The 25,966-nt window shown below is 63.3% G+C and carries 26 protein-coding genes; 6 read left to right on the top strand and 20 right to left on the bottom strand.

Annotated features, from left to right (window positions below):
• Nucleotides 1-20: 20 nt before the first annotated feature.
• From SMD31_RS11265 to SMD31_RS11220, 10 genes are all read right to left on the bottom strand, one after another.
• Nucleotides 21-821: a hypothetical protein gene (locus tag SMD31_RS11265; RefSeq protein WP_320500937.1), complete on the bottom strand. Its 801-nt coding sequence runs from the start codon at nt 819-821 to the stop codon at nt 21-23.
• Complete coding sequence (locus tag SMD31_RS11260) at nt 811-1,101, bottom strand: Bbp19 family protein (RefSeq protein WP_320500936.1); 291 nt, start codon at nt 1,099-1,101, stop codon at nt 811-813. Before SMD31_RS11260 ends, SMD31_RS11265 begins: the two co-directional genes overlap by 11 nt.
• Nucleotides 1,098-2,714 carry a portal protein gene (locus SMD31_RS11255; RefSeq protein ID WP_320500935.1) on the bottom strand — a complete coding sequence of 539 codons (1,617 nt, stop codon included), beginning with the start codon at nt 2,712-2,714 and terminating at the stop codon, nt 1,098-1,100. Before SMD31_RS11255 ends, SMD31_RS11260 begins: the two co-directional genes overlap by 4 nt.
• A gap of 17 nt (nt 2,715-2,731) precedes the next feature.
• Nucleotides 2,732-2,953, bottom strand: coding sequence for a hypothetical protein (locus SMD31_RS11250; RefSeq protein WP_320500934.1), 222 nt, complete (start codon nt 2,951-2,953; stop codon nt 2,732-2,734).
• Nucleotides 2,898-3,416, bottom strand: a complete 519-nt coding sequence (locus SMD31_RS11245; RefSeq protein WP_320500933.1) for a hypothetical protein — start codon at nt 3,414-3,416, stop codon at nt 2,898-2,900. Before SMD31_RS11245 ends, SMD31_RS11250 begins: the two co-directional genes overlap by 56 nt.
• 10 nt (nt 3,417-3,426) lie before the next feature.
• The gene (locus tag SMD31_RS11240) at nt 3,427-4,680 is read right to left on the bottom strand and encodes a terminase large subunit domain-containing protein (protein ID WP_320500932.1); all 1,254 of its coding nucleotides are present in this window, start codon (nt 4,678-4,680) and stop codon (nt 3,427-3,429) included.
• Nucleotides 4,681-4,856: 176 nt separating this feature from the next.
• Entirely contained in the window at nt 4,857-5,093 is a 237-nt protein-coding gene (locus SMD31_RS11235; protein WP_320500931.1) for a hypothetical protein, read from the bottom strand.
• Nucleotides 5,090-5,647 (bottom strand): hypothetical protein, encoded by a 558-nt coding sequence (locus SMD31_RS11230; RefSeq protein WP_320500930.1) that lies wholly within the window; start codon nt 5,645-5,647, stop codon nt 5,090-5,092. Before SMD31_RS11230 ends, SMD31_RS11235 begins: the two co-directional genes overlap by 4 nt.
• On the bottom strand, nt 5,644-5,901 hold the full coding sequence (locus SMD31_RS11225) for a hypothetical protein (protein WP_320500929.1): 258 nt from the start codon (nt 5,899-5,901) through the stop codon (nt 5,644-5,646). The genes SMD31_RS11230 and SMD31_RS11225 overlap by 4 nt, the downstream gene beginning before the upstream one ends.
• Nucleotides 5,902-5,905: 4 nt before the next feature.
• Complete coding sequence (locus tag SMD31_RS11220; protein WP_320500928.1) at nt 5,906-6,097, bottom strand: hypothetical protein; 192 nt, start codon at nt 6,095-6,097, stop codon at nt 5,906-5,908.
• Between the two features lie 197 nt (nt 6,098-6,294).
• Between SMD31_RS11220 and SMD31_RS11215 the strand changes: the two genes are divergently transcribed.
• Both SMD31_RS11215 and SMD31_RS11210 read left to right on the top strand, forming a co-directional pair.
• Nucleotides 6,295-6,981 (top strand): XRE family transcriptional regulator, encoded by a 687-nt coding sequence (locus SMD31_RS11215; RefSeq protein WP_320500927.1) that lies wholly within the window; start codon nt 6,295-6,297, stop codon nt 6,979-6,981.
• A gap of 165 nt (nt 6,982-7,146) precedes the next feature.
• The gene (locus SMD31_RS11210; protein ID WP_320500926.1) at nt 7,147-7,428 is read left to right on the top strand and encodes a hypothetical protein; all 282 of its coding nucleotides are present in this window, start codon (nt 7,147-7,149) and stop codon (nt 7,426-7,428) included.
• A 15-nt stretch (nt 7,429-7,443) separates the two neighbouring features.
• Here the strand turns inward: SMD31_RS11210 and acuI are convergent, their stop codons facing one another.
• The 3 genes from acuI to SMD31_RS11195 all read right to left on the bottom strand — a co-directional run bounded on the left by acuI (nt 7,444) and on the right by SMD31_RS11195 (nt 11,069).
• Nucleotides 7,444-8,430 carry an acrylyl-CoA reductase (NADPH) gene (gene acuI, locus SMD31_RS11205; protein ID WP_320500925.1) on the bottom strand — a complete coding sequence of 329 codons (987 nt, stop codon included), beginning with the start codon at nt 8,428-8,430 and terminating at the stop codon, nt 7,444-7,446.
• 123 nt (nt 8,431-8,553) lie between these two features.
• Nucleotides 8,554-9,717 carry an acetyl-CoA acetyltransferase gene (locus tag SMD31_RS11200; RefSeq protein ID WP_320500924.1) on the bottom strand — a complete coding sequence of 388 codons (1,164 nt, stop codon included), beginning with the start codon at nt 9,715-9,717 and terminating at the stop codon, nt 8,554-8,556.
• A 5-nt stretch (nt 9,718-9,722) separates the two neighbouring features.
• On the bottom strand, nt 9,723-11,069 hold the full coding sequence (locus SMD31_RS11195) for a dihydroorotase (protein WP_320500923.1): 1,347 nt from the start codon (nt 11,067-11,069) through the stop codon (nt 9,723-9,725).
• A gap of 214 nt (nt 11,070-11,283) precedes the next feature.
• Here SMD31_RS11195 and SMD31_RS11190 point away from each other — a divergent pair, with 214 nt between their 5' ends.
• The 3 genes from SMD31_RS11190 to fghA all read left to right on the top strand — a co-directional run bounded on the left by SMD31_RS11190 (nt 11,284) and on the right by fghA (nt 13,765).
• Complete coding sequence (locus tag SMD31_RS11190) at nt 11,284-11,484, top strand: YdcH family protein (RefSeq protein ID WP_320501029.1); 201 nt, start codon at nt 11,284-11,286, stop codon at nt 11,482-11,484.
• A gap of 329 nt (nt 11,485-11,813) precedes the next feature.
• Complete coding sequence (locus SMD31_RS11185) at nt 11,814-12,923, top strand: S-(hydroxymethyl)glutathione dehydrogenase/class III alcohol dehydrogenase (protein ID WP_320500922.1); 1,110 nt, start codon at nt 11,814-11,816, stop codon at nt 12,921-12,923.
• Nucleotides 12,924-12,934: 11 nt separating this feature from the next.
• On the top strand, nt 12,935-13,765 hold the full coding sequence (gene fghA / locus SMD31_RS11180; protein WP_320500921.1) for an S-formylglutathione hydrolase: 831 nt from the start codon (nt 12,935-12,937) through the stop codon (nt 13,763-13,765).
• A 121-nt stretch (nt 13,766-13,886) separates the two neighbouring features.
• Here fghA and SMD31_RS11175 read toward each other — a convergent pair whose 3' ends face one another.
• The 3 genes from SMD31_RS11175 to SMD31_RS11165 form a co-directional block, all read right to left on the bottom strand.
• The gene (locus tag SMD31_RS11175) at nt 13,887-14,309 is read right to left on the bottom strand and encodes a metallopeptidase family protein (protein ID WP_320500920.1); all 423 of its coding nucleotides are present in this window, start codon (nt 14,307-14,309) and stop codon (nt 13,887-13,889) included.
• 499 nt (nt 14,310-14,808) lie between these two features.
• Nucleotides 14,809-16,239, bottom strand: a complete 1,431-nt coding sequence (locus tag SMD31_RS11170; protein ID WP_320500919.1) for a DUF294 nucleotidyltransferase-like domain-containing protein — start codon at nt 16,237-16,239, stop codon at nt 14,809-14,811.
• Nucleotides 16,240-16,276: 37 nt separating this feature from the next.
• The gene (locus SMD31_RS11165; RefSeq protein ID WP_320500918.1) at nt 16,277-16,993 is read right to left on the bottom strand and encodes a 3'-5' exonuclease; all 717 of its coding nucleotides are present in this window, start codon (nt 16,991-16,993) and stop codon (nt 16,277-16,279) included.
• Nucleotides 16,994-17,217: 224 nt separating this feature from the next.
• On the opposite strand from SMD31_RS11165, the gene SMD31_RS11160 reads away from it, so the two are divergent.
• A complete protein-coding gene (locus SMD31_RS11160) occupies nt 17,218-18,249 on the top strand; it encodes a methyl-accepting chemotaxis protein (protein WP_320500917.1) in 1,032 nt (343 codons plus the stop codon).
• Here SMD31_RS11160 and SMD31_RS11155 read toward each other — a convergent pair.
• The 4 genes from SMD31_RS11155 to SMD31_RS11140 form a co-directional block, all read right to left on the bottom strand.
• Nucleotides 18,246-18,809: a DUF1003 domain-containing protein gene (locus SMD31_RS11155; protein ID WP_320500916.1), complete on the bottom strand. Its 564-nt coding sequence runs from the start codon at nt 18,807-18,809 to the stop codon at nt 18,246-18,248. The two genes, SMD31_RS11160 and SMD31_RS11155, sit on opposite strands and share 4 nt — an antisense overlap.
• A 230-nt stretch (nt 18,810-19,039) precedes the next feature.
• Entirely contained in the window at nt 19,040-21,484 is a 2,445-nt protein-coding gene (locus SMD31_RS11150; protein ID WP_320500915.1) for a GcvT family protein, read from the bottom strand.
• 251 nt (nt 21,485-21,735) lie between these two features.
• Nucleotides 21,736-24,162 carry a GcvT family protein gene (locus tag SMD31_RS11145; protein WP_320500914.1) on the bottom strand — a complete coding sequence of 809 codons (2,427 nt, stop codon included), beginning with the start codon at nt 24,160-24,162 and terminating at the stop codon, nt 21,736-21,738.
• 141 nt (nt 24,163-24,303) lie between these two features.
• Nucleotides 24,304-25,878: a trimethylamine methyltransferase family protein gene (locus SMD31_RS11140; protein ID WP_320500913.1), complete on the bottom strand. Its 1,575-nt coding sequence runs from the start codon at nt 25,876-25,878 to the stop codon at nt 24,304-24,306.
• Nucleotides 25,879-25,966 lie beyond the last annotated feature (88 nt).

Below are 25,966 nucleotides of genomic sequence, written 5' to 3'. Positions count from 1 at the left end.
AGATGCAAGGGCCGGCAATGCTAAATTTTCCCATAGGCTAGGGCGAACAGATCCTCCATGCGTTTCACCGCCGCCGCATGATCGGGATGGGTCTTGTTGGTATAGGGATGCTTGGGATCGGCCTTGGCCGCCGCCTGCAGCCGGCCGATTTCTCCCATCGCTTCGGCGGCCGAGCGCGGGCCGCTGTTCCTGGCATCCGCCCGGCCGGTCATGCTGTCCTCACCCGTGGCATGCCCCACCTTTGCCAGCAGGTCGAGCAGCGCCGACAGGCCGATGCCATCGGCGATCTGGTTGAACTGCGCCTCGTCACCGAGGAACGTGCCATAGGCGCGCCGTGCCGCCGCCATGTTGCGATCATACCGCCGCCCCCACACGCTTCTGAGGTCGGGCTCCTCTTCCTGCACCATTGCCGGCTGTGGCTCTTTGCCAAAGCGCTCCAGGAACGCATCGTGCAGCTTTGCCGCTTGCGTCTGGGTCAGGCCCAGTTCGAAGGCCGTATCGCGAAACCATTGCGCCGTCGGCCCGTCATATTCGCCAACCGCCGGATCATCACCACCCGGCGCCGACAGGGCATAGCCCGCGGGATCGGCCGGCCGGCCGAGCTTTTCCCAGACGGGACCCCAATCCTCCGGGCCGGCATCCTTGCCGGGCAAGGCGACGCGGTCGCCGCCCAGCATCCTTTCGAGACTGCGATACGAGGTCAGCACATCCTTGGCCGAACGCCAGCCCTTTTGCTGCACCAGGCCCGCCAGATCGTCCTCCAGTCCCAGGCGCCAATCTGCCGCGTCATTTTCGCTAGGCCGGTTCTTCTCATCGATCATCGATCACCTCTTCCAGAAGCTCGGTAAAATCGCGCGGGGTCACGCCGCACATTTCCGCGATGTGCAGGAAGGCATCGCGCGCCCCTTCGTTGAACGCTGTCTGATGCGGATCGCCAGGCACAAAACTGCTCTGCCCCGCGCGGCAGTAATGCGCGAGGTCAGAGAGAATCAGCCGCGCTGCGCCCTCATCTGCGGAAAGCTGCCGCCGATAGGCTTCTGCCACACGCTGTGCCCGCGCGCGCCCATGAAGGCGCAACAGCCAGGTAATGCCGGCCTTCATTGGCCACCGCCCGAAAGCATGGCACCGAGATCGCCCAACCCAGCCGTTGCATCGCCTTGCATGCCGGCGGGCATGGCGCCATCGCCGGCAGCCCCTTCCTTTTCCGCTTCCTGGCGCAGCTTCTTCACCGCGCCAGGCGTACGCAGCAGGTTGTTGGGCACACCGAAGGATTGGGCAAGCAGCCTCGCCGCAGCGTCGGAATCGATATTGTCGTAGATCTCCGGCTTGATGCCGCCGAGCGGCGCCAGCGATTCGAGTGCCCGCACGATCGCAGCCCCTTCGCCCGCCCTTTGTGCACGTGCAAGCGGCGAGACATATTCGATGCGGATGCCGCTGGCGCGCAGCTGCTTGGGTGGCGGCGGCAACAGGTTGGCGCGTCGCATGATGCCGAACTGGCGGCGGATCAACGGGTCCAGGAATTCCGCCTGGATACGCCCAAGATGCGGCCCCATCAGGCGCAGCTTCTCTTCCTGGCGCGCCAGCACTTCCGTGGCCGTCTGGTTAGGCTGCTGCACCATCTGCAGCAGCGAAAAATAGAAGGCCTGCCGCACCGCCTCGCGGCGCTGCTCCTCAAGCTCCAGCCCCAGGCCCACATTGCTGTTGCTGTGCAGTGGCTCATAGCGGCGGCGGCCGTTCTCATCAAGGCCGCCATAGATGATGCCGCCGGGATGCGTGCGCAGGCCTCGGACCGCCACCTCGTCGACAGCCAGGAGCGGTGGATCGACCGCCTTCTGCGCCGCGACGATCGTCGTCTTCGACATGGCATTGAGCATCTTCACGTCCGGCAGGGCCAGCATCGCTGGACTGTCGCCGTAAAGCCCGCGCGAAGCCGTCGACCAGCGCGGCACCTGGTAGGGAAAGTCGTGATAGCCGCCTTCCGAGAGCAGCAGGCGGTTCTCGACATCGATGTAGAAGGAGGCAAACGCCATGCCAGCCGGATCGAACCGGCCGCGCGCCACGTCCTCGCGAGGCATTACTGCGTGCAAAAAGCTGAACCGCCGGTCCGGCTCCTTCTCCAGGGCGCGCAGCAGGCTGGGATGGCATTTGTCGCCCCAGCGCTTGTGCGCCTGGCGCGCGGTGAAGCTGAAGCGGCGAAAGACCGTATCGACCTCGTCGCGCTCATTCTCGGCGATGAAGCATTCGGCGAGATGCCGGCAGGAATAATGAACCCGTCCCGTCGCTGCATCCTCTTCCGAATAGAAGACGCCGGTACCAAACGTCACCAGATCGGCATAGAGTTCTAGGACGCGCGCATAAAAGCGCTGCCCATTGGCGGCAAAGGTGCCCTGCATGCGCCGCGTCACGTCATCCAGCCATTCCTTGGTCGCTTGCGCTTCCTCGCTCTCGGGCAGATCCGAGCGCAGGGTGAACCAGTCATTGGCAGCATTGGTAATCATGCCCCAGAGGCCAGCCGCCAGGTTGTCGGCGGCAAGACCAGCGGTCGCATCGAAGATCTTCTGCGTGCGTTTGTCGCCGGGCACGCGCTGAAAGGTGAAGTCGGCACGCAGTGGCTTCATCAGCTCGGCGATTTCCTGCCACAGCGTGTCGAGCGTCGCGCGTTCGCCGGCCAGGGCCTCCTGGCGGCGGATGAGGTCGTCGGCGATATTGTCCATGTCAGCTACTGATCCGCTCACGAACCCAGCAGGTTCTTCTGTACCGTCGGCGCTTCGCCCATGGCCGAGCGCTCCGGTGTCAGGATCGTGGCACGGCGGCCATAAAGCGAGCGCAAGCGGCGCAATTCCTTTTCTGCGGCAGCGTCGGCGACAGCGTCGCTGGCCGACGGCGTTGCCGTGCTGCTATTGCCGCTGCTGCCCACATTGTTCTTGCTGTGACGTTTCGGGGTGGCGCACATGTTCCGTCTCTCCATAGATGACAAAGCCGATGAAAGTCTCCCCGCCCTTGCCGAAGGCCGGGTGGATGGATTCCTGGACCCCGCCAAGATGCCGGATCCAGCGATGCGCCATCGTGTGTTGCGCGGCCGAGCGGCATTCGCCGCGCCGCAGACCCAGGGCCAGCAAGGCTGGCCACAATTCGCGCTTGGCAAAACGCGTTGCGGCGCGAGCGACCTCTGGCCAGCGATCCGTTGCGAACATCCAAAGCGACCACAGGCCTGGCCACATTTCCGTGCCACCGAGGACAGCGACCGGCGTACCGTCCGCAGCCGCCATCACGGCACCGACAGGATGGCCTTCTGCCAGATCGGCAACCAGCGCGGCGACGTCCTCGTCAAACCGCGTCGCAAAGATCTCGTGCCGATCGGGCGCGCGCATCCCAGCGGCGACACTCAAGAGCGCGTCGCGCGTCAAGGGCTTCACGTGCATGGGCCTACCAGCTGAAGGGGCTGTAGTCGCCTGTCTGCGCCGACTCCATTGCCGGTCGCAACGGGCGCTTCAACCCACGCGACAGATAGCGCAAGGCGTCGGCGGCATGGCTGGTCCAGTCATGCACCGGCCGCGCGCTGAAGGTCTCGCGCTTGGCATCGAATGCCGGCCGATAGAGCCGCAGCGCATCGAGGCCGCGGGCGCATTTCTGCGCATCGATCCAGCAGCGGGGAATGAGGTTCCGCACCGCCTCGATCCCATCCTCGACTGAATCAGCGCTCAGCACCCGCACTTTGAGGCCGAGGCTGCGCAGGGTATCGAGCCGCGTCTGTCCCGTGCTCAACTCCCGCACCGAGACATCATGTGGCAACAGGTGCTCATGATAGACATAGTCTTTCTCGGACAGATGCTTGGCGTAATGAGCAAGCGCCGCGCCGCTCGCCTCGTAATAGTCGATGATGCGGATCTCCTGGCCCAGCGTTTGCGCAAACCAGATCGCCGTCGCATCGCCGATGCCCAGATCCCAGGCCGTCGTCACCGGCAGACGCGGCTCCCATGGCACGCGGCCGATGCGGCCGTCCTGTTCCGCCTGTTCCAGCAGCGCCGCGTAATAGGCGCCCGGCACGCCGGCGGCAAAGCTGCATTCGAATTCCTGTGCGAAGGCTTGGGTCGACATGGCGCGCCGGGCTGCCGCCAGTTCCGCCACCGCCAAGATGCCGGTCTCGCTCGCCGGGAAGCGCCGGGCCAGCCAATCGGCATCGGTCATCGCCTGTTCATAAAGCGCGCAGAAATGGTTGCGCCCCATCGGTGTGCCGATGAACAGCGCCCAGCCCTGGCGGTCGGCCAGCATCGGCCGCACCACCTCGGGCCAGACGCGCGGGCTCATCTGCGCATATTCATCAAGCACAACGCCGTCGAAATAGAGGCCGCGCAACCGGTCGGCATTGTCGGCGCCGTAAAGGCGGATGCGGGCACCATTGGGCAGCTGCACCCACAGTTCCGTCTCGCTCACCTCGATGCCCGGGATGGGCGCAGTGAAGCGCTTCAGATAGACCCAGGCGACATCCTTGGCCTGTGTCAGCAGCGGCGCCACATAGCCATAGCGTGCTTCCCGTTTCGGATTGACTGCGGCCTTGGCAATGAGCTCGTTGATGCAGAAAACCGTCTTGCCGAAGCGCCGATGCGCCACCAGCACATTGAAGCGCTTCAGCGCGCGATGCAGATCGGCCTGGTGCGGCCGCGGACTATAAAGATGCACGTCGCGCGACCTTGGGTTGGCCGCCCGTCGTTGCACTGCCCTGGCCATCTTGCGTTCAATGCTCCCCGAAAATGAAACGCCCCGCGAAAGCCTGTGGGGCTCTCCGGGGCGCTTTATCGCAGTCTATATTTGCATATTAGCAAAATATTCCTAGATCGTCAAGGCCTATTTTGCGTTCATGGGTCATTTCCCCAAGTCAAGCGAATCACCTGCTCGCCGGCCTCACCCGGCTTGGGCTTGCCGCCTGGGCGCCCATATCCCCATTGCAGGATCGCCGTCGCCGCCGAGATCCGCGTTGCCGGTGTGGCCTCCGCATTGTCGATCACCTCGGCGAGCGTCTCGACCGCACGCCTCGCATAGCGGCGGGCGAGGTCTTCCAGTTCATCAACGGGCAGCGCCAATGCCTTGCTCATCTGCATCTCCCGGCGTTGCGCTGAAACGCCTCGGCCAGCTGCCGCAGGCCTTTGCGCAGCAATCCGCGGGCGCGCAAAGCCGTCGCATGTTCTGCCAGCAGCCAATCCGGAAACGCACCGAAGACGGCCAATCGCTCGGTGATGCCGGCGACCACGGCGCCTTCGCTGCGCAATGCCGCCTGCGCCGTGCGAAACTGGCGCTGTGCGTCGGCGCGTTCTGCGTCATCCACCGCCGGGTCGATGGCGACATCGGTCCGCCGCCCGCGGCTCTCGCCGGCGAGGCCCGCGTAAAGCCGGCCGTAGCTTATCCCGGTGGGGCCGATCACCTGCTTGTAAAGCGCTGCATACCGACAGCCGGCACGATGCTCGGCAAGATTGATGCGGCCATGCGCCAGCAGCAGGTCCAAGGGATGCGTCGCCGCCTCAGCCGCCACACCGCGCGCCAAGACCGCACGCTTCATCTGCAACTCCATCGTGCCACGATCCGGCGTGTTATCGTTGGCGGCCTCGAGTTGGCGCGGCCGGCCCCGCTTGGTCGCGATGAACGCCCTCATCCCTCGACCTCCTCCACCTCGTCGAGGCCCATGGCCCAGCGCTCGGCCCATTTCACCAGCCACAACGCGCGCTCGGCGGTCATGTCGCTGTTCACCACCTCGAACTCGCCCGCCTCGGTGATGCCGATGCCAAGGAACTGCGACCACCTTGTCTTCAGGCAGGTGCCGACCGCCTGTTCGGGTCGCATCGTGGGGCTCGGGGGAAAGTCGACGATCTCGGCCATAGGGCGCTGCTCCTCTGTTTTCGTCATCATTGGCTTAGTTGTCATTGGCGGGCGCCGGGTGGTGACGGACGACGTCGACATTGCCGCTCTGCCATTCCTCGCCGGCCTTACACAGGTCGCAAACCCGCACATAGGGGCTCAGCGCCACGAATCGGCCGCCGCAGGAGAGGCAGTTCCGCAGGCCGACCCAGTGGCCTGATTGATCTTTGTTTCCTTTTTGTTCCATTATTTTCCTCCCCGATCGGCTGACCCCGCCGCTGACAGGCTTTGCGCGTTATATGATTATGCGATAATACGCATATTTTGGTTACGCTGTCAAGCTTTAAAAACGTATTCTTCGTACATATATAGCCGTGATCAGTCGACCCGATGGTGCGCGCGCCTGCGCTGCCCAGCAGTTGGATGGTCGATAAGGAGTTTCCTATGACAGAGATCTCGGAAGCCGCCAGGCGGCTGAAGGAATTGCGTGAACAGGCCGGTCTCACCATGCGCTCGGTGTCCGAGGCGCTGGGCTGGAGCCTGACCCGCTATCAGCATTACGAGGATCGCTACAAGCGCCGTTTCCTGCCCTTCGAACTGGCCCGCGAACTTGATGCACTTTTCAGCCAGCACGGCACCGAGCCCGGCGGCGTGCTGCAACTGGCCGGTATCGAGCAGGGCCAGTCGGTGACCCATCGGCGTGAGCCGGTGACACCGCGCCCCAGCGCCCTGGGCGGTGGGCAGAGCCAGCGCGACTTGCCCGTGATTGGCGCGGTTAAAGGCGGCAGCGAGGGGTTCTATTTCAACGAGGGCGAGGCCAAGGAATTTGTCGAGCGGCCCGCCAATCTCAAAGGCGCCTTCAATGCCTTTGCCCTCTATGTCGACGGCGATTCCATGGAGCCGCGTTATTTCGCGGGCGAACTGCTCTATGTCAATCCGAACCGGCCTTTGACCAAGAACTGCTTCGTTGCTGTCGAGCTTGCCGACGGCCAGGGCCTGATCAAGCAGTTCCTCCGCCGCAATGACGAGGAAGTGGTCCTCCACCAGTTCAACCCTTCGCGCGATATCTCGCTGAAGGCCGTTGATGTGAAACGGATCTACCGCATCACCGGGGCCGGCGAAGCCGGTTGACCGCGCCGCCGCCCCTTTAACCCGGCAGCCGCGCCTTTTCCCAAGGCCTCACCGCAAGCTTCGGCGCGTGAGGCTTTTTGCTGCATTGCGAGAACGCATTTTGAGTTGACAAAATGCGTAATCTTCAGCTAGAATGGGTTTATCGTCCGGCAAAGGAGGGGATAGATGCGCTTCGATCCAACCCAGTTAAGCGTGCTGGCCTACGCCAACGGCTTTACCCACTGGCATTACCGCTCGGCCGATCCGCTGCACGGCATCCTGGCGCCCGCCTATTTCTCGGCCGCTGCCGAGATGCTGCGGCCCGGCGACCAAATCACGGTGAACCTCTTGGAGGGCAACACCATCGGCCTTGCCCACTGCGTCGTGACGGGCATCTCCGACGCAGACCCACGCATTGCCCTGGTCGGCGCCAGCGCCATGCCGGAAGCATTGCGCCGCGCCGCTTAGAACCGGCCGCGACGATCAGACCCCGAGATCCACCACCACGCGCCCACGCACCTTGCCGTCGAGGATCGCTTTGCCCAGCGCTGGCAATTCTTCCAGCTTGGCGCGGTGGATCATGGCGTCGAGCTTGTCCATCGGCAGGTCCTTGGTAAGCCTGGCCCAGGCGACCTTGCGGCGCATCAAGGGTGCCATGACCGAATCGACACCGAGCAGTGCCACACCGCGGATGATGAAGGGGATGACCGTTGTCTCCAGCTTCGTGCCGCCGGCGAGACCACAGGCAGCAACCGCGGCCTTGTATTTCATCTGCGGCAGGATGGCGGCGAGCGTCGCCCCACCCACGCTGTCGACGGCACCCGCCCAGCGCTCGCTCTCCAGCGGCTTGCCTGAGGGGGCGGCGATGGTAGCGCGGTCGATCACTTCGGCAGCACCCAGGCTTTTCAAGTAATCCGCCTGGTCGGCGCGGCCGCTTGAGCAGACCACGCGATAGCCAAGCCGCGCGAGGATCGCGGTCGCCACCGAGCCGACGCCGCCGGCAGCCCCCGTCACCAGGACGTCGCCATGATCGGGGCGCAGTCCATGCTCTTCGAGCGCCATCACGCAGAGCATCGCCGTGAAGCCCGCCGTGCCGATCGCCATGGCGCGCTCGGTCGAGAGGCCGTGCGGCAGCGGCACCAGCCATTCGCCCTTCACCCGCGCCTTCTCGGCATAGCCGCCCCAATGCACCTCGCCTACACGCCATCCGGTCAGGATCACCTGGTCGCCGGCCTTGTAATCGGCGTGCTGGCTTTCCAGCACCGTGCCAGCAAGATCAACACCGCCCACATGCGGATAGGTCTTCACCAGTTTTCCCAGCCCATTGAGGACCAGGCCGTCCTTGTAATTGAGCGTGCTGTTATGCACCCGGATCAGCACATCGCCCGGTGGCAGCCGATCATCCGGCAAATCCTCGATGGCGGACGTGACCTTGCCGTCCTTCTCCTGCAACAGCAGCGCCTTGAACATTTAAGAACTCCCCTTTGCTCTCTCATCACGTCATCCCCGGGCTTGACCCGGGGATCCACTGCAGCAGCTGATAGAGTGGATGCCCGGATCAAGTCCGGGGATGACGAAGGAACGACTCTCGCGTCACTTTACCCGTTCCAGAATACTCACATAATTCGCGACCGCGCTGCCACCCATGTTGAAGATGCCGGCAAGCTCGGCATCCTTCACCTGGAAATCGCCGGCTGTACCGTCGAGCTGCATCGCGGCCAGCACATGCATGGAGACGCCGGTGGCGCCGATGGGATGGCCCTTGGCCTTGAGGCCGCCCGATGGGTTGACCGGCAACTTGCCGCCCATTTCCGTCACACCGTCCAGAATGGCACGTGCCCCCTGCCCCGCCGGCACCAGGCCCATCGCTTCATATTCGATGAGTTCGGCGATGGTGAAGCAATCATGCGTCTCAGTCAGCGACAGGTCAGAGAGCGCCGCACCCGCCTCCGCCAGCGCCTTGCGCCAGGCAAGGCGGCAACCATCGAAGGCCAGAATGTCGCGCTTCGACATGGGCAGATAGTCATTGACCTGCACGGCAGCGCGGAAGGCAATCGCCCGCGTCGCCGCCACATCGCCGGCAGCCAGCACGAGGGCCGCCGCCCCATCCGAGACCGGGCTGCAATCGGTGCGCTTCAAGGGACCTGCCACCAGCGGATTTTTCTCGGAAACGGCACGGCAGAAATCGCGCCCCAGATCCTTGCGCATCTGGGCCAGCGGGTTGGCGACGCCGTTCTTGTGATTCTTGGCGGCGATGGCCGCAAGCGCTTCCGTCTGGTCGCCATAGCGCTGGAAATAAAGTTCCGCGATACGGCCGAAAACACCAGCAAAACCACCGGGAATGCTGCCTTCCTCCGCCACATAGCTCGCTTTGAGCAGATTGGCGCCGACCTCTTTCGGGGGCACACGCGACATCTGCTCGGCACCGATGACCAGCACATGGCGCGCCTTCCCCGCAGCAATCGCCTGCAGGCCCTGATGCACGGCGGCACTCCCCGTGGCGCAGGCATTCTCGACCCGTGTCGCCGGCTTGAAGCGTAAGGCGGGATCGATGCCAAGTGCCAGCGAGGCCGGGAAATCCTGCGTTGAGAAACCGGCATTGAAATGGCCGAGATAAACGGCGTCGATTTCCTCCGGCCCGACACCGGCATGGTCCAGCGCCTGCGTGCCGGCCGCGACGATCATCTCCTCAAGGCTGCGCGCATCTTCCTTGACGAAAGGCAGATGGTGCCAGCCGATGATGACGCCCTTTTCCATGTGGCTCATTCCTGTGGACGGATGGTTTCCTGGAAACGCACCGGCGCGCCATCGGGACGCCCCAGCAGCTCGTCATCGCGCATGACGATGGCGCCACGGATGATGGTGGCGATGGGCCAGCCCGTCACTTCCATGCCGTCATAGGGCGTCCAGCCGGATTTGGTCGCCATCCATTTGTTGGTGATGGTGCGCTTGGCCTTCAAGTCGACCACCGAGAAATCGGCGTCATAGCCCAGCGCGATGCGGCCCTTGTTGCGGATGTTGAAAATGCGCTGCGGCCCGGCGCTGGTGAGGTCGATCAGCCTTGCCAAGGTCAGACGCCCTTCATGCACATGATTGAGCATGAGCGGCAGCAAGGTCTGCACACCCGGCATGCCGGAGGGACTCTGCGGATAGGGTCGCCCCTTCTCTTCCAGCGTATGCGGCGCGTGGTCCGAGCCGATGACATCGACGATACCGTTCCGCACCGCCGCCCAGATGCCGTCCTGGTGATGCTGATCGCGGACCGGCGGGTTCATCTGCGCCAGCGTTCCCAGGCGCTTGTAGCAATCGGGGGCGGCCAGGGTCAGGTGGTTGGTCAGCACCTCGACGGTCGCGATATCCTTGTGGTCCTTGAAGATCTCCATCTCGTCGGCGGTCGAGATATGCAGCACATGCACGCGGCGGCCGGCCTTGCGCGCGATCTTCAGCAGCCGCTTGGTGGAGCGCACCGCCGTTTCCACATCGCGCCAATGCGGGTGGAGGCTCGGGTCATTGCTGTCCTTCACCAGCGCCAGCCGCTCGCGCAGGCGCATCTCGTCCTCGGAATGGATGGCGACGCGGCGACGCCCATGGCGCAACACGCTTTCCAGCGTCTCGTCATCGGCCACCAGCAGCGATCCCGTGGACGAGCCCATGAAGATCTTGACGCCGGCACAGCCGGGCAGCATCTCCAGTTCGCCGAGCTTGTCCGCGTTCTCGTCCGAGGCCCCCATGAAGAAGGCATGGTCGACCCAGGCCCGGCCCTTGGCGCGCTGCAGCTTGTCGTTGAGGTCGGCTTCGGTCAGCGTGTTGGGGGTGGTATTCGGCATCTCGAAGATGGCCGTGACACCACCCAGCGCCGCCCCCGCCGTGCCGCTCGCCAAATCTTCCTTATGCGTCAGGCCCGGTTCGCGGAAATGCACCTGGGTATCGATGACGCCGGGGAGGACGGTGAGGCCCGTGGCGTCCATTACCTCCGCCGCCGGGGCCGTGGCGGCGATCCGCCCAAGTTCAGCGATTCGCCGCTCGCGGACCCCGATATCCAGCATCTCCACCCCATTGGGGGTCGCAACCGCCCCGTTCCTGATCACGAGGTCAAACGGTTCCGCCATGGTGGGGCTCCTTACGGCAATGGGTCCTGCTGGATTGATCTCTATCCCCTTGAGCGGAAAGGGCGCAAGGCCTCATCGCCTCGCTTTCCGCCCGCTTGCGACAGATTGCACGGGATGGGGTGGCCGTCGCCGCTAAACCGTGACGCCGCCAGGGTTTTGCGGTACTATGCGACGAGCAAATGACGCTTACGGGCGGGGAGATGGTCAGCCAGTGATGATCGGCCTGAATGAGCTGCGGGTGCAGCTGGAGGAATTGCGCTCCGAACACCGCGATTTGGACGAGGCCATCCGTGCCATGGCCGAGGCCTCGCCCTTCAACCAGCTCCAGATCCAACGCCTCAAGAAGCGCAAACTGGCCATCAAGGACCAGATGATGAAGCTCGAGAGCAAATTGCTTCCCGACATCATCGCGTAGTCGTTCTTGCCGTCATGGTCGGCGGAGGCCGACCATCCACGAATTTTCAGAACGTAACTCGTAGATCCCCGGGCCAAGCCCGGGGATGACGATTGAGACTGGATTCGCCGCCACATCCCCAACCGTCATGGTCGGCGCAGGCCGACCATCCACGAGTTCATTGGCGACACAAAGAAAGTCAGTATCCGGCCATCGCCAGTCATGAAATCGCCGCTAGCCTGTCAGGGTAAACTTACGATATGACCAGGGCTTGCGCCCCTTCGGGGCGGGGGTTCGCAACGCCTTAAAACACCAGCACCCAAAAGACCAAATCTGACGGAGGATCTCCCATGGACGTGCGCGCTGCCTTGGCTGTCGAAGCCGGCAAACCCCTGGTCATCGAGACGGTACAGCTCGAAGGCCCGAAATCCGGCGAAGTCCTGGTCGAGATCAAGGCGACGGGCCTGTGTCACACCGATTACTTCACCCTGTCCGGGGCCGATCCGGAAGGTCTTTTCCCGGCGATCCTGGGCCATGAGGGTGCCGGCATCGTCGTCGATGTGGGCCCCAATGTGACGTCCCTCAAGAAGGGTGATCACGTCATTCCGCTCTACACGCCGGAATGCCGCCAATGCGAGTACTGCCTCAGCCAGAAGACCAATCTCTGTCAGGCCATCCGCACGACGCAGGGGCAAGGGTTGATGCCGGACGGCAGCAGCCGTTTCAGCTTTGGCGGGAAGAAGGTGCACCATTACATGGGCACCTCGACCTTCGCCAATTTCACCGTCGTCCCGGAAATCGCCCTCGCCAAAATCCGTGAGGACGCGCCCTTCGACAAGGTTTGCTATATCGGCTGCGGCGTCACCACCGGCATCGGCGCCGTCATCAACACCGCCCGGGTCGAGCCCGGCGCCAATGTCGTCGTCTTCGGCTTGGGCGGCATCGGCCTCAACGTCATCCAGGGCGCACGCCTCGCCGGCGCCAACATGATCGTCGGTGTCGATCTCAACCCGGGCCGGAAGGCCATCGCCGAGAAATTCGGCATGACCCATTTCGTGAACCCGAAGGATGTCGAGGGCGATCTCGTCCCCTATCTCGTCAACCTCACCAAGGGTGGTGCCGATTACAGCTTCGAGTGCATCGGCAACACGACCGTGATGCGCCAGGCGCTGGAATGCTGCCATAAGGGCTGGGGCGTCTCGGTCATCATCGGCGTCGCCGGTGCGGGGCAGGAAATCTCGACCCGACCGTTCCAGCTGGTCACCGGCCGCGTCTGGAAAGGTACCGCCTTCGGTGGTGCCCGCGGCCGCACCGATGTGCCGAAAATCGTCGACTGGTACATGGACGGCAAGATCAACATCGACGACCTCATCACCCACACCATGCCGCTTGCCGATATCAACAAGGGCTTCGAGCTGATGAAGGCTGGCACCTCGATCCGCGGCGTGGTGATGTATTGATGAGTGTGGTCATGGAAACCAGCCGCCATCATGGCTTTGGCGGCTGGCAGATCTTCGGGAAGCACGACAGCACCGAGATCGGGCTGCCGATGAAATTCTCGGTCTATCTGCCGCCGGCCGCCGTCAAGGGGCCGGTGCCTTGGCTGATCTATCTTGCCGGCCTTACCTGCACGGAAGAGACATTCATGATCAAGGCGGGGGCGCAGCGCGCCGCCGCCGAACTGGGCCTGGCACTGGTGACACCCGATACAAGCCCACGTGGGACCGATTTTCCAGGCCAGGCGGATAATTGGGATTTCGGTGTCGGTGCCGGTTTCTATGTCGATGCCACGCAAGAGCCGTGGTCGAAGAACTGGCGCATGTATTCATACGTGACCAAGGAATTGCCGGCGCTCATCGCCGCGAATTACCCGGTCGATGTCCAGCGCCTCGGCCTCTTCGGCCATTCCATGGGCGGGCATGGGGCGCTGACCTTGGGCCTGAAGAACCCGGATCTCTTCAAATCGGTCTCCGCCTTCGCGCCGATCTCCAACCCGATCAACTGCCCCTGGGGCGAGAAGGCCTTCACCGGCTATCTGGGAAGCGATCGGAAAGCCTGGGCCGCTCATGACGCATCTGAGCTGATGAAGCAACGCGCGCATCCGAACGCGATCCTGGTCGACCAGGGCGAAGCGGATCAGTTCCTCGGCACGCAGCTGCACCCCCATGCCCTGGAAGCGGCCGCCAAGATCTCGGGCCAGAAGCTCACCCTGCGCCGGCATGAAGGCTACGACCACGGCTATTACTTCATCTCGACCTTCGTCGAGGATCACCTGCGGCATCACGCCAAGATATTGGGGTAGGTCCATTTCTCAATGTCATGCCCCGGCTTGGCCCGGGCATCCACGAGTGACTTTCTTCAGCCACATCCCAATTCGTGGATGGCCCGCCTGCGCGGGCCATGACAACTGAAACGATGGCTGTCTACTCCCCCATTTCCTCCACCGCTTCCATCGCCTCATCCGAATAGCCGAAGTGATGGCCGATTTCGTGGATGACGAGGTGGCGGATGAGATGTTCCAGCGTGTCCTCGCCTTCGGCCCACCAATCGAGGATGGGGCGGCGATAGAGGAAGACGATATCGAGGCCGGTCGGGTCGTCAGCCCCGCGCTCGGTCAACGGCACGCCGCGATAGAGGCCCGCCAGTTCGAACGGGTCTTCGATATCCATGGCGGCCAGCGTCTCTTCATCGGCGAAATCCTCGACCCGCAACGCGACATTGCCGCATTGGGCAAGGAATTCGGGTGGCAAGGCGGCCAGCACCCGGCGCCCCATTTCCTCGATCTCGCCGGCACTGGGTGCAGCACCAAACTGGCGCAGTGGATCTGAATCGGTTTGGCGAGGCATGATGCGGCACCTGGGCATTTGGCTCTGTGAGGTCTGATTAGACCCCAGCCATGTCGTGCCGCGCAAGTTAGCCGAAAAGATCGGAAGCGACCGCCAGCCACAGCGTCGAGATAACGATCAACAGCTCGGCCGCAATGGTGAGCTTGAGGAAGACGCGACCGGAAGGCGACAGGTCCAGCATCACGCGCCCGCTCCGGCCAGTGCCAGCATCAGCACGAAAAGCGATAGCAGTGTCAGGCGGGCGCTGACTGTGACGAAACTGTCGAACATGATGGTCCCCTGATGGTCACGCGAGTGTTTGGTGGAAACGACTTGCCCTTAATCTGGCCGGGAGTTGCGTTTCGCGCAGTGACGCGGCTCACCAATCCCGGGCTTCCCTTCATCGCGGAAAGCCATGGCGGCGGCGTGCCGGAAATGTGGCAAAATCAGGGACTTGTCGCGGAAAAGCGGAGATGCCGCCTAGCGGCGGCCAGACCGCGGCGTGATGGGCGTCACCGCGCTAGACAAGCGCGTGGCGAACGATGAGGTCGATGACCGAGGCGATCTTGAGTCCGTCCTTGAGCCGTTCCTGGTCGAAATCAAGGAGGCGCTTCACCTCGACGTCGGGGCCGGGGCTGCGGCCTTTTTCGATATCGGCCAGTTGCTGCGCCAGCATGAGTTTCAGCGCCATGTCATGGGCATCGGCGATGCGCACCAGATCGTCGGCGCTGACGCGGCCGGCCTTGCGCGCCGCGGCCCAGCGGGCTTCGGTTTCGAGCGCCGTGCTCCCAAGGCTCAAAGCCAGCACGCGCGCACCGGACACGATCGGCAGCAGGGCTCCGCGCTTCAAGTTCACGCGTCCGCCCTTGGTCTTCACCCCGCCGAACAGCCCCAGGGGCGCCTCGATCTGGCCGATGGTTGCCGCAAGGCGCCTCAGAAACATCCGTTCCCGCCCGAGTTTCGACGCCAGCGCCCTGAGATCGACCGCAAGGGCCATATCGCCATAAGCCGCGCGGAAGTCGAAAAAGATGTCGGCATTGAGCAGTGCCACATCGTCATCGCTGGCGACCCAGGTCTTGATGCGCTTCTGCCATCCGGCGAGGTTGTGGCGGCACTCACGGTTGCTGGCCATGACATCGCCGCGGCAATAGGGGATACCGATCTGGTCGAGTATGCCCGCGCAATGCAGGCCGAATTTCTCGAACCATGGGTAATCATCCGCGGCCCCGTCATGGACCAGGGCATGGTCCTGATCGGCGGCCAGCAGCGCCTCGCCCCGCCCTCCCGACCCCAGCACCAGGAAGCACCAGCGCGCTGGCGCCGGGCCGTCACTGGCCAGCATCAAGCTTTCGGCCAGCACAGCGACCCGCGCATAGATGTCGCGGATGACGGCGGCAATCGCCCCGGCGATCTGGCGCGGCGGCACACCTTCGGCCAACAGTGACTTGGCCAGGCGCGGCAGGGCCGCCACCACGTCTTTGAGGCTTTGAGCATCCGGCGCTGCTTCGGCATCGGTGGCGAGCAGCAGCGCATCGTCGGCGCGCAGCTTTAGGAGCGCGCTCATGCTGACGACGCCAAGGGCTGCCCCGCTGGCGCGATCGGCAACAATGATGTGGCGCGTATTATTGCGGCGGAGATCGGTCAACGCCTCGAAGACGAAGGCATCGGGCGGCAATTGCGGGACGTCGCGCAGCATCGCCTCGGCGATCGGCCGGGTGAGCTTCCGGGGATCGGCTGCCTGATGCGCGATGTCGCGGTCGGTGATGAGGCCGATGGCGCGCTTCTTCTCGTCCAGGATAGCAAGTGCCCCTACATGCCGTTCGGCCATCAGCCGGGCCGCCTCGGTGAGCGGCGCTGCGGCATCGATGGTCATGACCGGGCTGCGCATCACCTCTGCCAAGCGATGGCGATAGGCGAAAGCGTCGATGCGCTGCAGGATTTCCTCGTTCATGCCCAGCGCCTTCTCATGCCTGCCGCCTCCTTTCGCCCTAAAAACGCCAGCGCCGCGGATGATGCAGCAAAGCGGCGCGCTCGAAGGCCAGGGCCTCGCCCAATGTATGGATGCCGTGGTCTTGCAGCAGCGGCACCAATTTCAGGAACAAGGCACCGGTCGCGGCGGCATCGCCCCGTGCCGTGTGCCGTTCGGGGATGGTAATGCCGAACTCGGCGCAACAGGGTGTGAGATCGCGGTGACGGTGCGAGGGATGAAGGGCCGCATAAAGCAACGCCGTGTCGAGCGCCACCGGTGGCTGCAGTTTCGCGCCCAGCCGTCGCACCTCGCGCGACAACAGGGCAATGTCGAAATAGATCTGGTGGCCGATGATGAGGCCGGCTTCGAGATGGCGGTGCATTTCAGGCCAATGCGTGGCGAAATCGCCCTGCCCCGCCACCATCGCGTCGACGATGCCGTGAAAGGCGGTGGAGGCGGCGGGAATGGGGCGGCCCGGATCGATGATCAGGTCGAAAGCGGGCTGGGCCGGGATCTGCCCGTCAGCCAGATGATAGCCGGCAGCCGAGATGATGCGGTCGCTGCGCACATTAAGTCCGGTTGTTTCCGTATCCAGCACCAGCGCCCGGAGATTGCCGAGCGGCGCGTCCAAGGCCGGCGCCTTGCCGCAACGGATGATGCCGGTTGGCCGGCGCAAGGCACGCCACAAGCGGCCGACAAAGCTCGGCTGGATCGCCCCCGCGTCACGCCCAATCACCAAGATTTCAAAGCCCCCGCCGCCGAATTGCGCACAGATGAAGTGCGGAGTTTACGGCAGGCGAATGCGCCACCGCCACAAATTGGTTCTTTCCCGCAGTGCACAATGATGTTAGACAGAAAGGAATAAATAAAAGTCATACAAAAAGATCGTTCTGCTGCTGGGTAAGCTGCGCCTTCGGGTCGCGGCTGGAAACGCCATACCACGACTGCAGCAAACGGATCATGACCCAGCCTGAACGCATCATCGAACTCTCCCGCCAAGTCAGCGACGTGGCGGAAAGCAAGATCAACGAGATCAACACCATCACGCGCGAGACGCGCATCCTGGCCTTGAACGCCCTCATCGAATCGGCCCGTGCCGGCGAGAGTGGTCGGGGGTTCGGCGTCGTGGCGAATGAGGTGAAGACGATCTCGGACCGCATCACCCAGATTTCGCGCCAGCTGTCCTCGGAACTGGCCGGCGCCATCGCCGAGCTGGTGTCGTTGGGCCAGGGCCTGGTGCATCAGGTGCGCGGCCAGCGGCTTTCCGATCTCGCCTTCAACATGATCGAGATCATCGACCGCAATCTTTATGAGCGTTCCTGCGACGTGCGCTGGTGGGCGACCGATGCCGCGGCGGTGGATGCGCTGGCGAGCCCCAGCGTCGAGAGCGCGGCACACGCCTCCCAGCGCCTCGGTGTCATTCTCAACGCCTATACCGTCTATCTCGATCTGTGGATCGCCGATGCCTCCGGGCGCGTGGTTGCCAGCGGCCGGCCGCAGAAATACCCCAAGGTCCTGGGCAGCAATGTCGCCAACACCGCTTGGTTCAAGGCAGCAATGGCGACATCATCGGGCGATGATTACGCCGCCTTCGATGTCGAGCGCTTGGCCCTGCTCGACAATGCCCAGGTCGCGACCTACACGACCGCCATCCGCGAAGGCGGTGCGGCCGACGGCAAGCCCTTGGGTGCCCTCGGCATCTTCTTCGATTGGCAGCCACAGGCCCAGGCCATCGTGCAAGGGAGCCAGCTCAGTGCCGAGGAACGCAGCTTCACCCGCTGCCTGCTGCTCGATGCGCAGCACCGCATCATCGCCGCTTCGGACGGACAAGGTATCCTCACCGAGACCTTCCCCTTGGTGCCCAAGGACAAGACCGGCTATTTCGCCGATGGTGGCCGCATGATCGGCTATGCCCTCACCCCCGGCTACGAAACCTATCGGGGCCTCGGCTGGTACGGCGCCATCGTGCAGACGGTACCGGCGGCCGGTTAGCCGCGCCGCTCTGCCGACAATTCCTGCTGCAATTGCTGGATGACGCCGATCAGCCGTTCCATCTCGCGTGCGCGCAGCAGGTCGATCTTCTGGTGGAGTAATTCGATCTCCAGCTCGGCCTTGAGATTGACCTCGTAATCGTTGCGCTGGCTCTGCCGGTCGATCTCGGCCTGGCGGTTCTGGCTCATCAGCAGAATGGGTGCCGTATAGGCCGCCTGGAAGGACAGCATCAAATTGAGCAGGATGAAGGGATAGGGGTCCCAGGCTTGCGTCCAGGCGAAAATATTGGCCGCCAGCCAGCCCAGCAGCAGCCCGGATTGAATGATGATGAAGCGCCACGAGCCCACGATCCCGGCGATGCGGTCGGCCGTGCGCTGACCCAGGGTCGCGGGGCCGACGTCGCGCGGCGCCCTGTCCGCACGCGCCTTCCTGAGATCGCGCAGCAGCGCCTGATCTTCCTGCGACAACGCCGTGATCTCATCGAACAAGGCCGCCACCGTCCGCGCACCAGCTTCCGCGTCGCGGACTGAATCCGTCAGCTTGTCAGTCGATTGCGCCATGCTCTGCACCCCATCCGTCGATCATGGTGCACATTATCGCCGGAAGCGTTGGGTAGGGGCAGGGAAATTTCCCTAGCACGGCATTGGCCATACACCCCTCCCCCCTTGAGGGGGAGGGTCGGGGAGGGGGGTGTCTCTCGGCAGGATCGGGCCTAGCTGAACCATACCCCCCGCCCGCGCGTGCCGCGCGACCTCCCCCTCAAGCGGGGAGGTTAGTCAGTCGAGCCTGCTTACGCCCGCATCCGGGCCGACTTAGGGTCATACATCGGCGTCAGGCTTGCTTCCGCCTCGCACCGCTCCAGTGCCACGCCGATCTCGAACTTGCCCTCAGCGATGAAGGCCGCATCGACACCGGCCTTGTTGTGCACATAGCCCATGCCGATGGCGCCACCCAGATGATGGCCGTAATTGGCCGACGTCACCAGGCCGACCAGCGCGCCGTTCCGGTAGATCGGTTCATTGTGATAGAGCAGCTTGGTGGGATCGGTCAGCTTGAACTGCACCATGCGGCGGCCGAGCTTGCCCGATTCCTTTTGGCGAAGCACCGTCTCGCGGCCGATGAACGGCACCTTCTTGTCGAAGGAGCAGGTGAAACCGAGGCCTGCTTCCAGGATCGTGTCCTTGATGCCGATATCGTGGCCCCAATGGCGGAAAGCCTTCTCGATGCGGCAAGCATCCATCGCATGCATGCCGGCCGGGCGCACGCCGAGATCGGCGCCGGCCTCAAGCACCGCATTCAGCACACCGCGGGCGAATTCCGCCGGGATGTAGAGCTCCCAGCCCAATTCGCCGACATAGGAAATGCGCGTCGCGCGCACCTTGGCGTTGCCGATCTCGATATGCTTGGTGGCGCCGAAGGGGAAGCCTTCGTTGCTGAGATCGGCATCGGTGATGCGCTGCAAAAGCTCGCGGCTTTTCGGCCCCATGACGCCGAGCGTCGCATAGGCCGTGGTCATATCGACCAGTTCCACATCCTCACCCGACTGAACGTGATCTTTCAGGTAATGCCAGTCGCGGGTCGCGGTCGCCGCCGCCGTCACCACCATGAACTTGGTGTCGGTGATGCGGAAGACGGTGAGATCAGCCTCGATCCCGCCCTTCGCATTCAGCCATTGCGTATAGACGGCCTTGCCAGCTTGCGCGATGTCGGCGGTCGAGACGCGCTGCAGCAACGTCTCGGCATGCTTGCCCACGACCAGGAACTTGGCGAAGGTCGAAAGATCATAGAGTGCCACACCCTCGCGCGTCGCCTTCACATCGGCTGCGGCATAGTCGAACCAGTTCTGGCGGCCATAGGAGTATTCGTATTCGGGCTTCACACCCTTGGGCGCATACCAGTTCGGCCGTTCCCAGCCGGCGACTTCACCAAAGCAAGCGCCCAAGTTCTTCCAGTCTTCATAGAACGCCGTCTGGCGCACATTCCTTGAGCTTTCGAACTGACGATATGGCCAATGCATCGCATAGAGCAGGCCCAGCGCTTCCGAGACGCGGGGGACCAGGAAGCTCTTGCGGCTCATATGCGGCATCAGGCGCCGGATGTCGACTTCCCACAAATCGTAGGGCGGCTCGCCATCGACGATCCAATGCGCCAGCGCCATGCCGGCGCCACCACCCGATTGGATGCCGATCGAATTGAAGCCGGCCGCCACGAAAAAATTCTTCAGTTCCGGCGCCGGCCCCAGGATGTAGCGCTGATCCGCCGTGAAGCTTTCCGGACCGTTGAAGAATTTGCGGATGCCGACCTTCTGCAAGGACGGCACGCGGTGCATGGCGCCTTCCAGGATCGGCGCGAAATGGTCGAAATCCTCCGGCAGCTCGTCAAAGGCGAAATCTTCACGGATGCCGTTCATACCCCACGGCTTGGCCTTCGGCTCGAAGGCGCCGAGGAGGAGCTTCCCCGCATCTTCCTTGTAATAGGCGCATTGATCCATATCGCGCATGACGGGGAGATCGGGCGTCATCCCCTCCATCGGCTCGGTCACGATGTAGAAATGTTCGCAGGCATGGAGCGGGATGTTGACGCCGAGCTTCTGTCCGATCTCGCGCGACCACATGCCGGCGGCGCAGACGACGTATTCGGCTTTGATGATGCCGTCAGGCGTGCGCACGCCCACGGCACGGCCGTTCTCGACCAGTACTTCCTCGACCTTCGTATCCTCGAAGACACGCACACCCTTCATCCGCGCCCCCTTGGCCAGTGCCATGGTGGTGTCGGCCGGGTTGCACTTGCCGTCCTTGGGGTAAAAGATGCCGCCGATCACGTCATCGGTGTTGAGCAGCGGCCATTTCGCCTGCACACCGGCGCGGTCGAGTTCGATGCATTCCACCTCGAAGCTCTGCAGCATATCGGCACCGCGGCGGAATTCTTCCCAGCGCGCTTCCGAGGTTGCGACCGAGAGCGAACCCGGCTGCACGAAACCCGTCGCCTGCTCGGTCTCCTTCTCCAGCGTCGTGTAGAGATCGGTCGTGTATTTCGCAAGCTTGGTCAGGCTCTCACTATAGAGGGATGCGCGCACCAGCCCCGCCGCATGCCAGGTGGTACCCGATGTCAGTTTCTTCCTCTCCAGCAGCACCGTCTCCTTGCCCCAGCCAAGCTTGCCCAGATGATAGGCGATCGAACAACCAAGAATGCCGCCACCGATGATGACGACGCGGGCTTCAGTGGGGAGAGACATGGGGATCGTTTTCTTCGCTGGTTTGGGGTGGCGGATTATGGATACGGTTTGGTAGGTCGGCAAATAGGTGGTTTCGATGGATGGTATCGGGAGAGCTGCAACAGCCCCCTCTCCCTAACCCTCTCCCACGTTGGGGGGAGGGGACGAGAGCCAGTCTGGCGTCAACCTCTCAGTCCACTCGGTGAGCTCCCTCCCCCCAACGTGGGGGAGGGCCGGGGAGAGGGGGAGCGACTGAAGTTTCTCACCCGTTCTCACGCCTTCAACCGTTCATTCTTCGGATCGAAGATCGGCTCCTCGGCAACGACCGCCGGGAAGCGTTGCCCCAGAATCTCGACCTCGAGCTTCGTGCCCACGGCGGCGAGATCCAGGCGCACATAGGAAAGTGCCACCGATTTCCCGATGCGGAAGCCCCAGCCGCCGGAACCGACGATACCGACCTTCTTCCCGTCCTTGAAGACGATCGAGCAGGTCGGCGCATCGGCCGTGTTGCCTTCGACGATGAGCGGCACGAAGCGTTCCTTCTCGCCCGCCTCGTGGCGCTTAATGAGCGCCTCGCGGCCGATGAAATCGCCTTTGTTCAGCTTCACGAAGCGCTCGAGACCGGCATCGAAGGGCGTGTATTCATGGGTGATGTCCTGCTTCCACGAGCGATAGCCTTTCTCCAGGCGCAGGCACTCCATCGCATACATGCCGAAATCCTTGAGGCCAAATTCCTGACCCGCTGACGAGATCGCGTCATAGACATGGACCAGGTCGCCCATCGGCACATGGAGTTCCCAGCCCAATTCGCCGACGTAATTGACGCGGAGGGCCGTCACCTTCTTTCCTGCGACCACGATTTCCTGACAGCTCGGCCAGGGGAAGGCGTTGTTGGAGAGATCGGCATCCGTGATCTTCTTCAACAAATCACGCGAGCGCGGTCCGGCGAGGACCAGCGATGACGCCGATTGACTGACTTCCGAGAGCCTCACCGAGCCGTCGCTGGGCAGATGCTGTGTGAGCCAATCCATGTCGTGCCAGAGCCCCGAGCCCGCCGACATCAGATAGAATTTCTCCGGCGACAACCGCGTCATGGTGAATTCGGAGAGGATCGAGCCCTTGGGCGTCAGCGTGTAAGCCAGCGTCACGCGGTTCGATTTCGGCAAGGCGCCACAGACGAGGTGGTCAAGCCACTTCTCGGCACCCGGTCCCTCGACGATGAATTTCGAGAAACCGCCGAGATCCATGATGCCGACGGCCTCGGCGACCGCCTTGCATTCCGCACGCACCGGCTCGAACCAAGCCTGCTCGGCGCGGTGGAAAGAGAGCTTCGTCTTCGCTTCTTCCGCATTGCGCGGGAAATAGGCCGCACGTTCCCAGCCACCGCGGGCACCCATGACGGCACCCTTCTTGGTCAGCTTGTCGAAGAGCGGCGTCTTCAAGCGCGGCCGGCCGGCGGGGCGCTCCTCGTTCGGGAAGCCGATCGCATATTCGTTCTGATAGAGCTCCTCGGCCTTCTCGATCGTGTATTTCTGATCGGCGAAGACCGTGTAGCGGCGATGATCGAGACCCCAGAGGTCCCATTCCGGTTCGCCGTGCACGACGTATTCGGCAATCGTCTTGCCGGCGCCGCCGCCCTGGCAGATGCCGAAGCTGAAGCAATTGGCGTTGTAGAAATTTGTGAGGCCATGCTGCGGCCCGATATAGGGATTGCCATCCGGCGAATAGGGGATGGGGCCGTTGATGACCTTCTGCACGCCGACCGTGCCCAGCACGGGGACGCGCGCCACCGCCTGTTCGATATAGCTTTCCAATCGGTCGAGATCATCGGGCCACAGCTGGAAGGCGAATTCGGCGGGGATGCCGTCATGCCAATCCGATTTGCACTCCCATTCATAGGGGCCAAGAATCAGGCCGTCACGTTCCTGGCGCAGGTAGTAGGAGACATCGGGATCGCGCACCAGCGGCAGTTTCTCTTTACGCGCCGCCAATTCCGGAATCATCTCGGTGATCAGATACTGGTGCTGCATGGCGATGATGGGTAGGTACTGCCCGACCATCGCCGCCACTTCGCCCGCACGATAGCCGGCGGCGTTGATCACCTTTTCGGCCACGAATTCCGTGCCGTCCTTGGTGGTGATCTTCCACTCGCCAGAGGGCTGCTGCTTGATCGACGTCACACCGTTGAAGCGCAGCACCTTGGCGCCCATGTCCTTGGCGCCCTTGGCCAGGGCTTGGGTCAGCTGCGAAGGGTCGATGTCGCCGTCATGGGCGTCCCATAACCCGCCGACGATGTCGTCCATCTCCATCAGCGGGTACTTGTCGCGGATCTCGGCGGGCGAGAGCAAGGCGTAGTCCAACCCTTGCGCACGGGCCATCGCCACCGAATGCGCGAATTCTTCCATGCGCGCGTGTCTGTGCGCGAGGCGGATCGAGCCGGTGATGTGATAGTTCATCGGGTAATCGACTTCCTCGCCCAGCGTCTTGTAGAGCTTGGCCGAGTAAGCCTGCATCTTCATGATGTTCCAGGAACCCGAGAAGGTCGGCACATTGCCGGCGGCATGCCAGGTCGAGCCGGAAGCAAGCTCGTCGCGCTCGATGAGCACGCAATCCTTCCAGCCAAGCTTTGCCAAGTGATAAAGCGCCGATGTGCCGACAACCCCACCGCCGATCACCACGACACGCGCATGCTGCGTCATTTAGGTCCCCTAGAAAATCTGGTCTTGCATTCAGTCTCTTACACAGCGTCATCCCCGGGCTTGACCCGGGGATCCACTGCCGCAAATGAGAGAGTGGATGCCCGGGTCAAGCCCGGGCATGACGCTCTTTGTGTGCCGTCTTTACCCCTTGCGCATGAATTCCCGCTCCAGCCGCACCGGGAATTTCGCGCGGATCGCATCGTCGACCGCGGCCGGAATATGCGCTGGGTAATGGTTGTTCATGATCTGCTTCAACTTCTTCTGTGCCCGCGCCACCGAATCGGGACGTCCCTGCTCGACCCATTCCTTGGGGTTCGAGCGGTCGCCGACCAGCGGATAGACATATTCCGTCTGCATCAGCTGCAGCGTCTGCTCGGACCCCAGGTAATGGCCCGGACCTTCCAGACAGGTCTTGCGGATGGTCTCGATCGAGAGATGCTCGTCGGAGACATCGATGCCTTTGATCGTGCGCTGGGTGGCGCCGATGATGTCGTTATCGATGAGGAGGCTCTCCAGGCAGAAGCCCAGCAGGCTCGCATGCATGCCAGCCGATTCGTAGATCATGTTGGCGCCGGCATTGCCGACCAGCGCGTGGTTATAGGCCTTCTCATAGCCCGCCTGTGCGTCCGGCGTCTTGGAATCCGTCATGCCAGAGGCGGTGCCGCCGGTGAGGTCGTAGAACTGCGCCATCTGCGCCGACGCCGCCGAGAGCAGCGCCTGTTCTGGCGAGCCACCCGACATGGCACCGGTCCTGAGATCCGAGACGAAGCACCAGGTGCCGAAGATCGCCGGCGCCCCCGGCTTGATCGCGTTCACATAGACGAGGCCGGCGAGGCACTCGGCCACTTCCTGCACGATGGCACCGGCCAGCGCCGCCGGTGCCGTGGCGCCGGCCTGCCCGGCCGAGAGCAGCAACACCGGCATGCCGCCGCGGACCGCCACTTCAAGGCAGCGGCAGGCGTCCTGGGCGAATTTGAGCGGCGGCACCACGAAGCAGTTCGACTGGCTGACGAAGGGTCGCTCGCGCCACTTCTCCTCAGATCCCGCGATCATGTGCAGCATCTGGAGGCTGGCTTCGAGGTGGCGGGGATCGACCCAGCTTGACCCCACATGCTTGGTCGTGCCGGAAACGGCCGCATAGCAGGTGTTGAAATCCATTTCGAACGGATCGGGCAATTCGCGGCACACGACCGAGCGCTGGCAGAAATGGATATGGTCCAGCGTATCGACGATGCGGGCGATATCGAACTGGTCCTTGGTCACCGAATCGCGATAGTCGCCGGTGACCGGATCGACCATGTGCACGGCCGCACCCGCGGTGCCGAAATAGACCTTCTTGTCCCAGGGATGGAGATCGTGGCGCGGGTCCTGGCCATAGAGCGGGAAGCGGCGCGCGGCCTTTGCCAGCGTGTCCTCGATCACGGCGCGCGGGAAAGTGAGGCGGCCATTGCTGTTGAGAATCGCACCGGCCTTTGTCATCACCTCGATGCCAGAGGGAATCGCATCGGCCATGCCGATCTTTTCCAGCACATCGATCGCCGCGTTGTGGATCTTCAGCACATCCGCATCGCTGAGCGGCTTGTAACGCCCGCCTTCGAGACCGGAACGCACCGGCTGCATGTTCTCGGGCAAGGGTGCCGCCCGCGCCGCGCGCCGCGCCTCGCGACCGCCGCGCCGCACTGTCACATCCGTGGTCGCACTGGTGGTGGCACTCATGAGCGTCTCCTCAAACTCTTTTGGCCCGCGGTTAAGCCCGCGTTTTCGTGGCGATATTCACCTTGCCTACCCGGTCCCGGCAAGCGAC

The sequence above is a fragment of the Dongia rigui genome (assembly GCF_034044635.1).
GTDB classification, from domain to species: domain Bacteria; phylum Pseudomonadota; class Alphaproteobacteria; order Dongiales; family Dongiaceae; genus Dongia; species Dongia rigui.
Note: the sequence above shows the minus strand (reverse complement) of the source record. Positions and strands in the feature narration are given on the sequence as shown.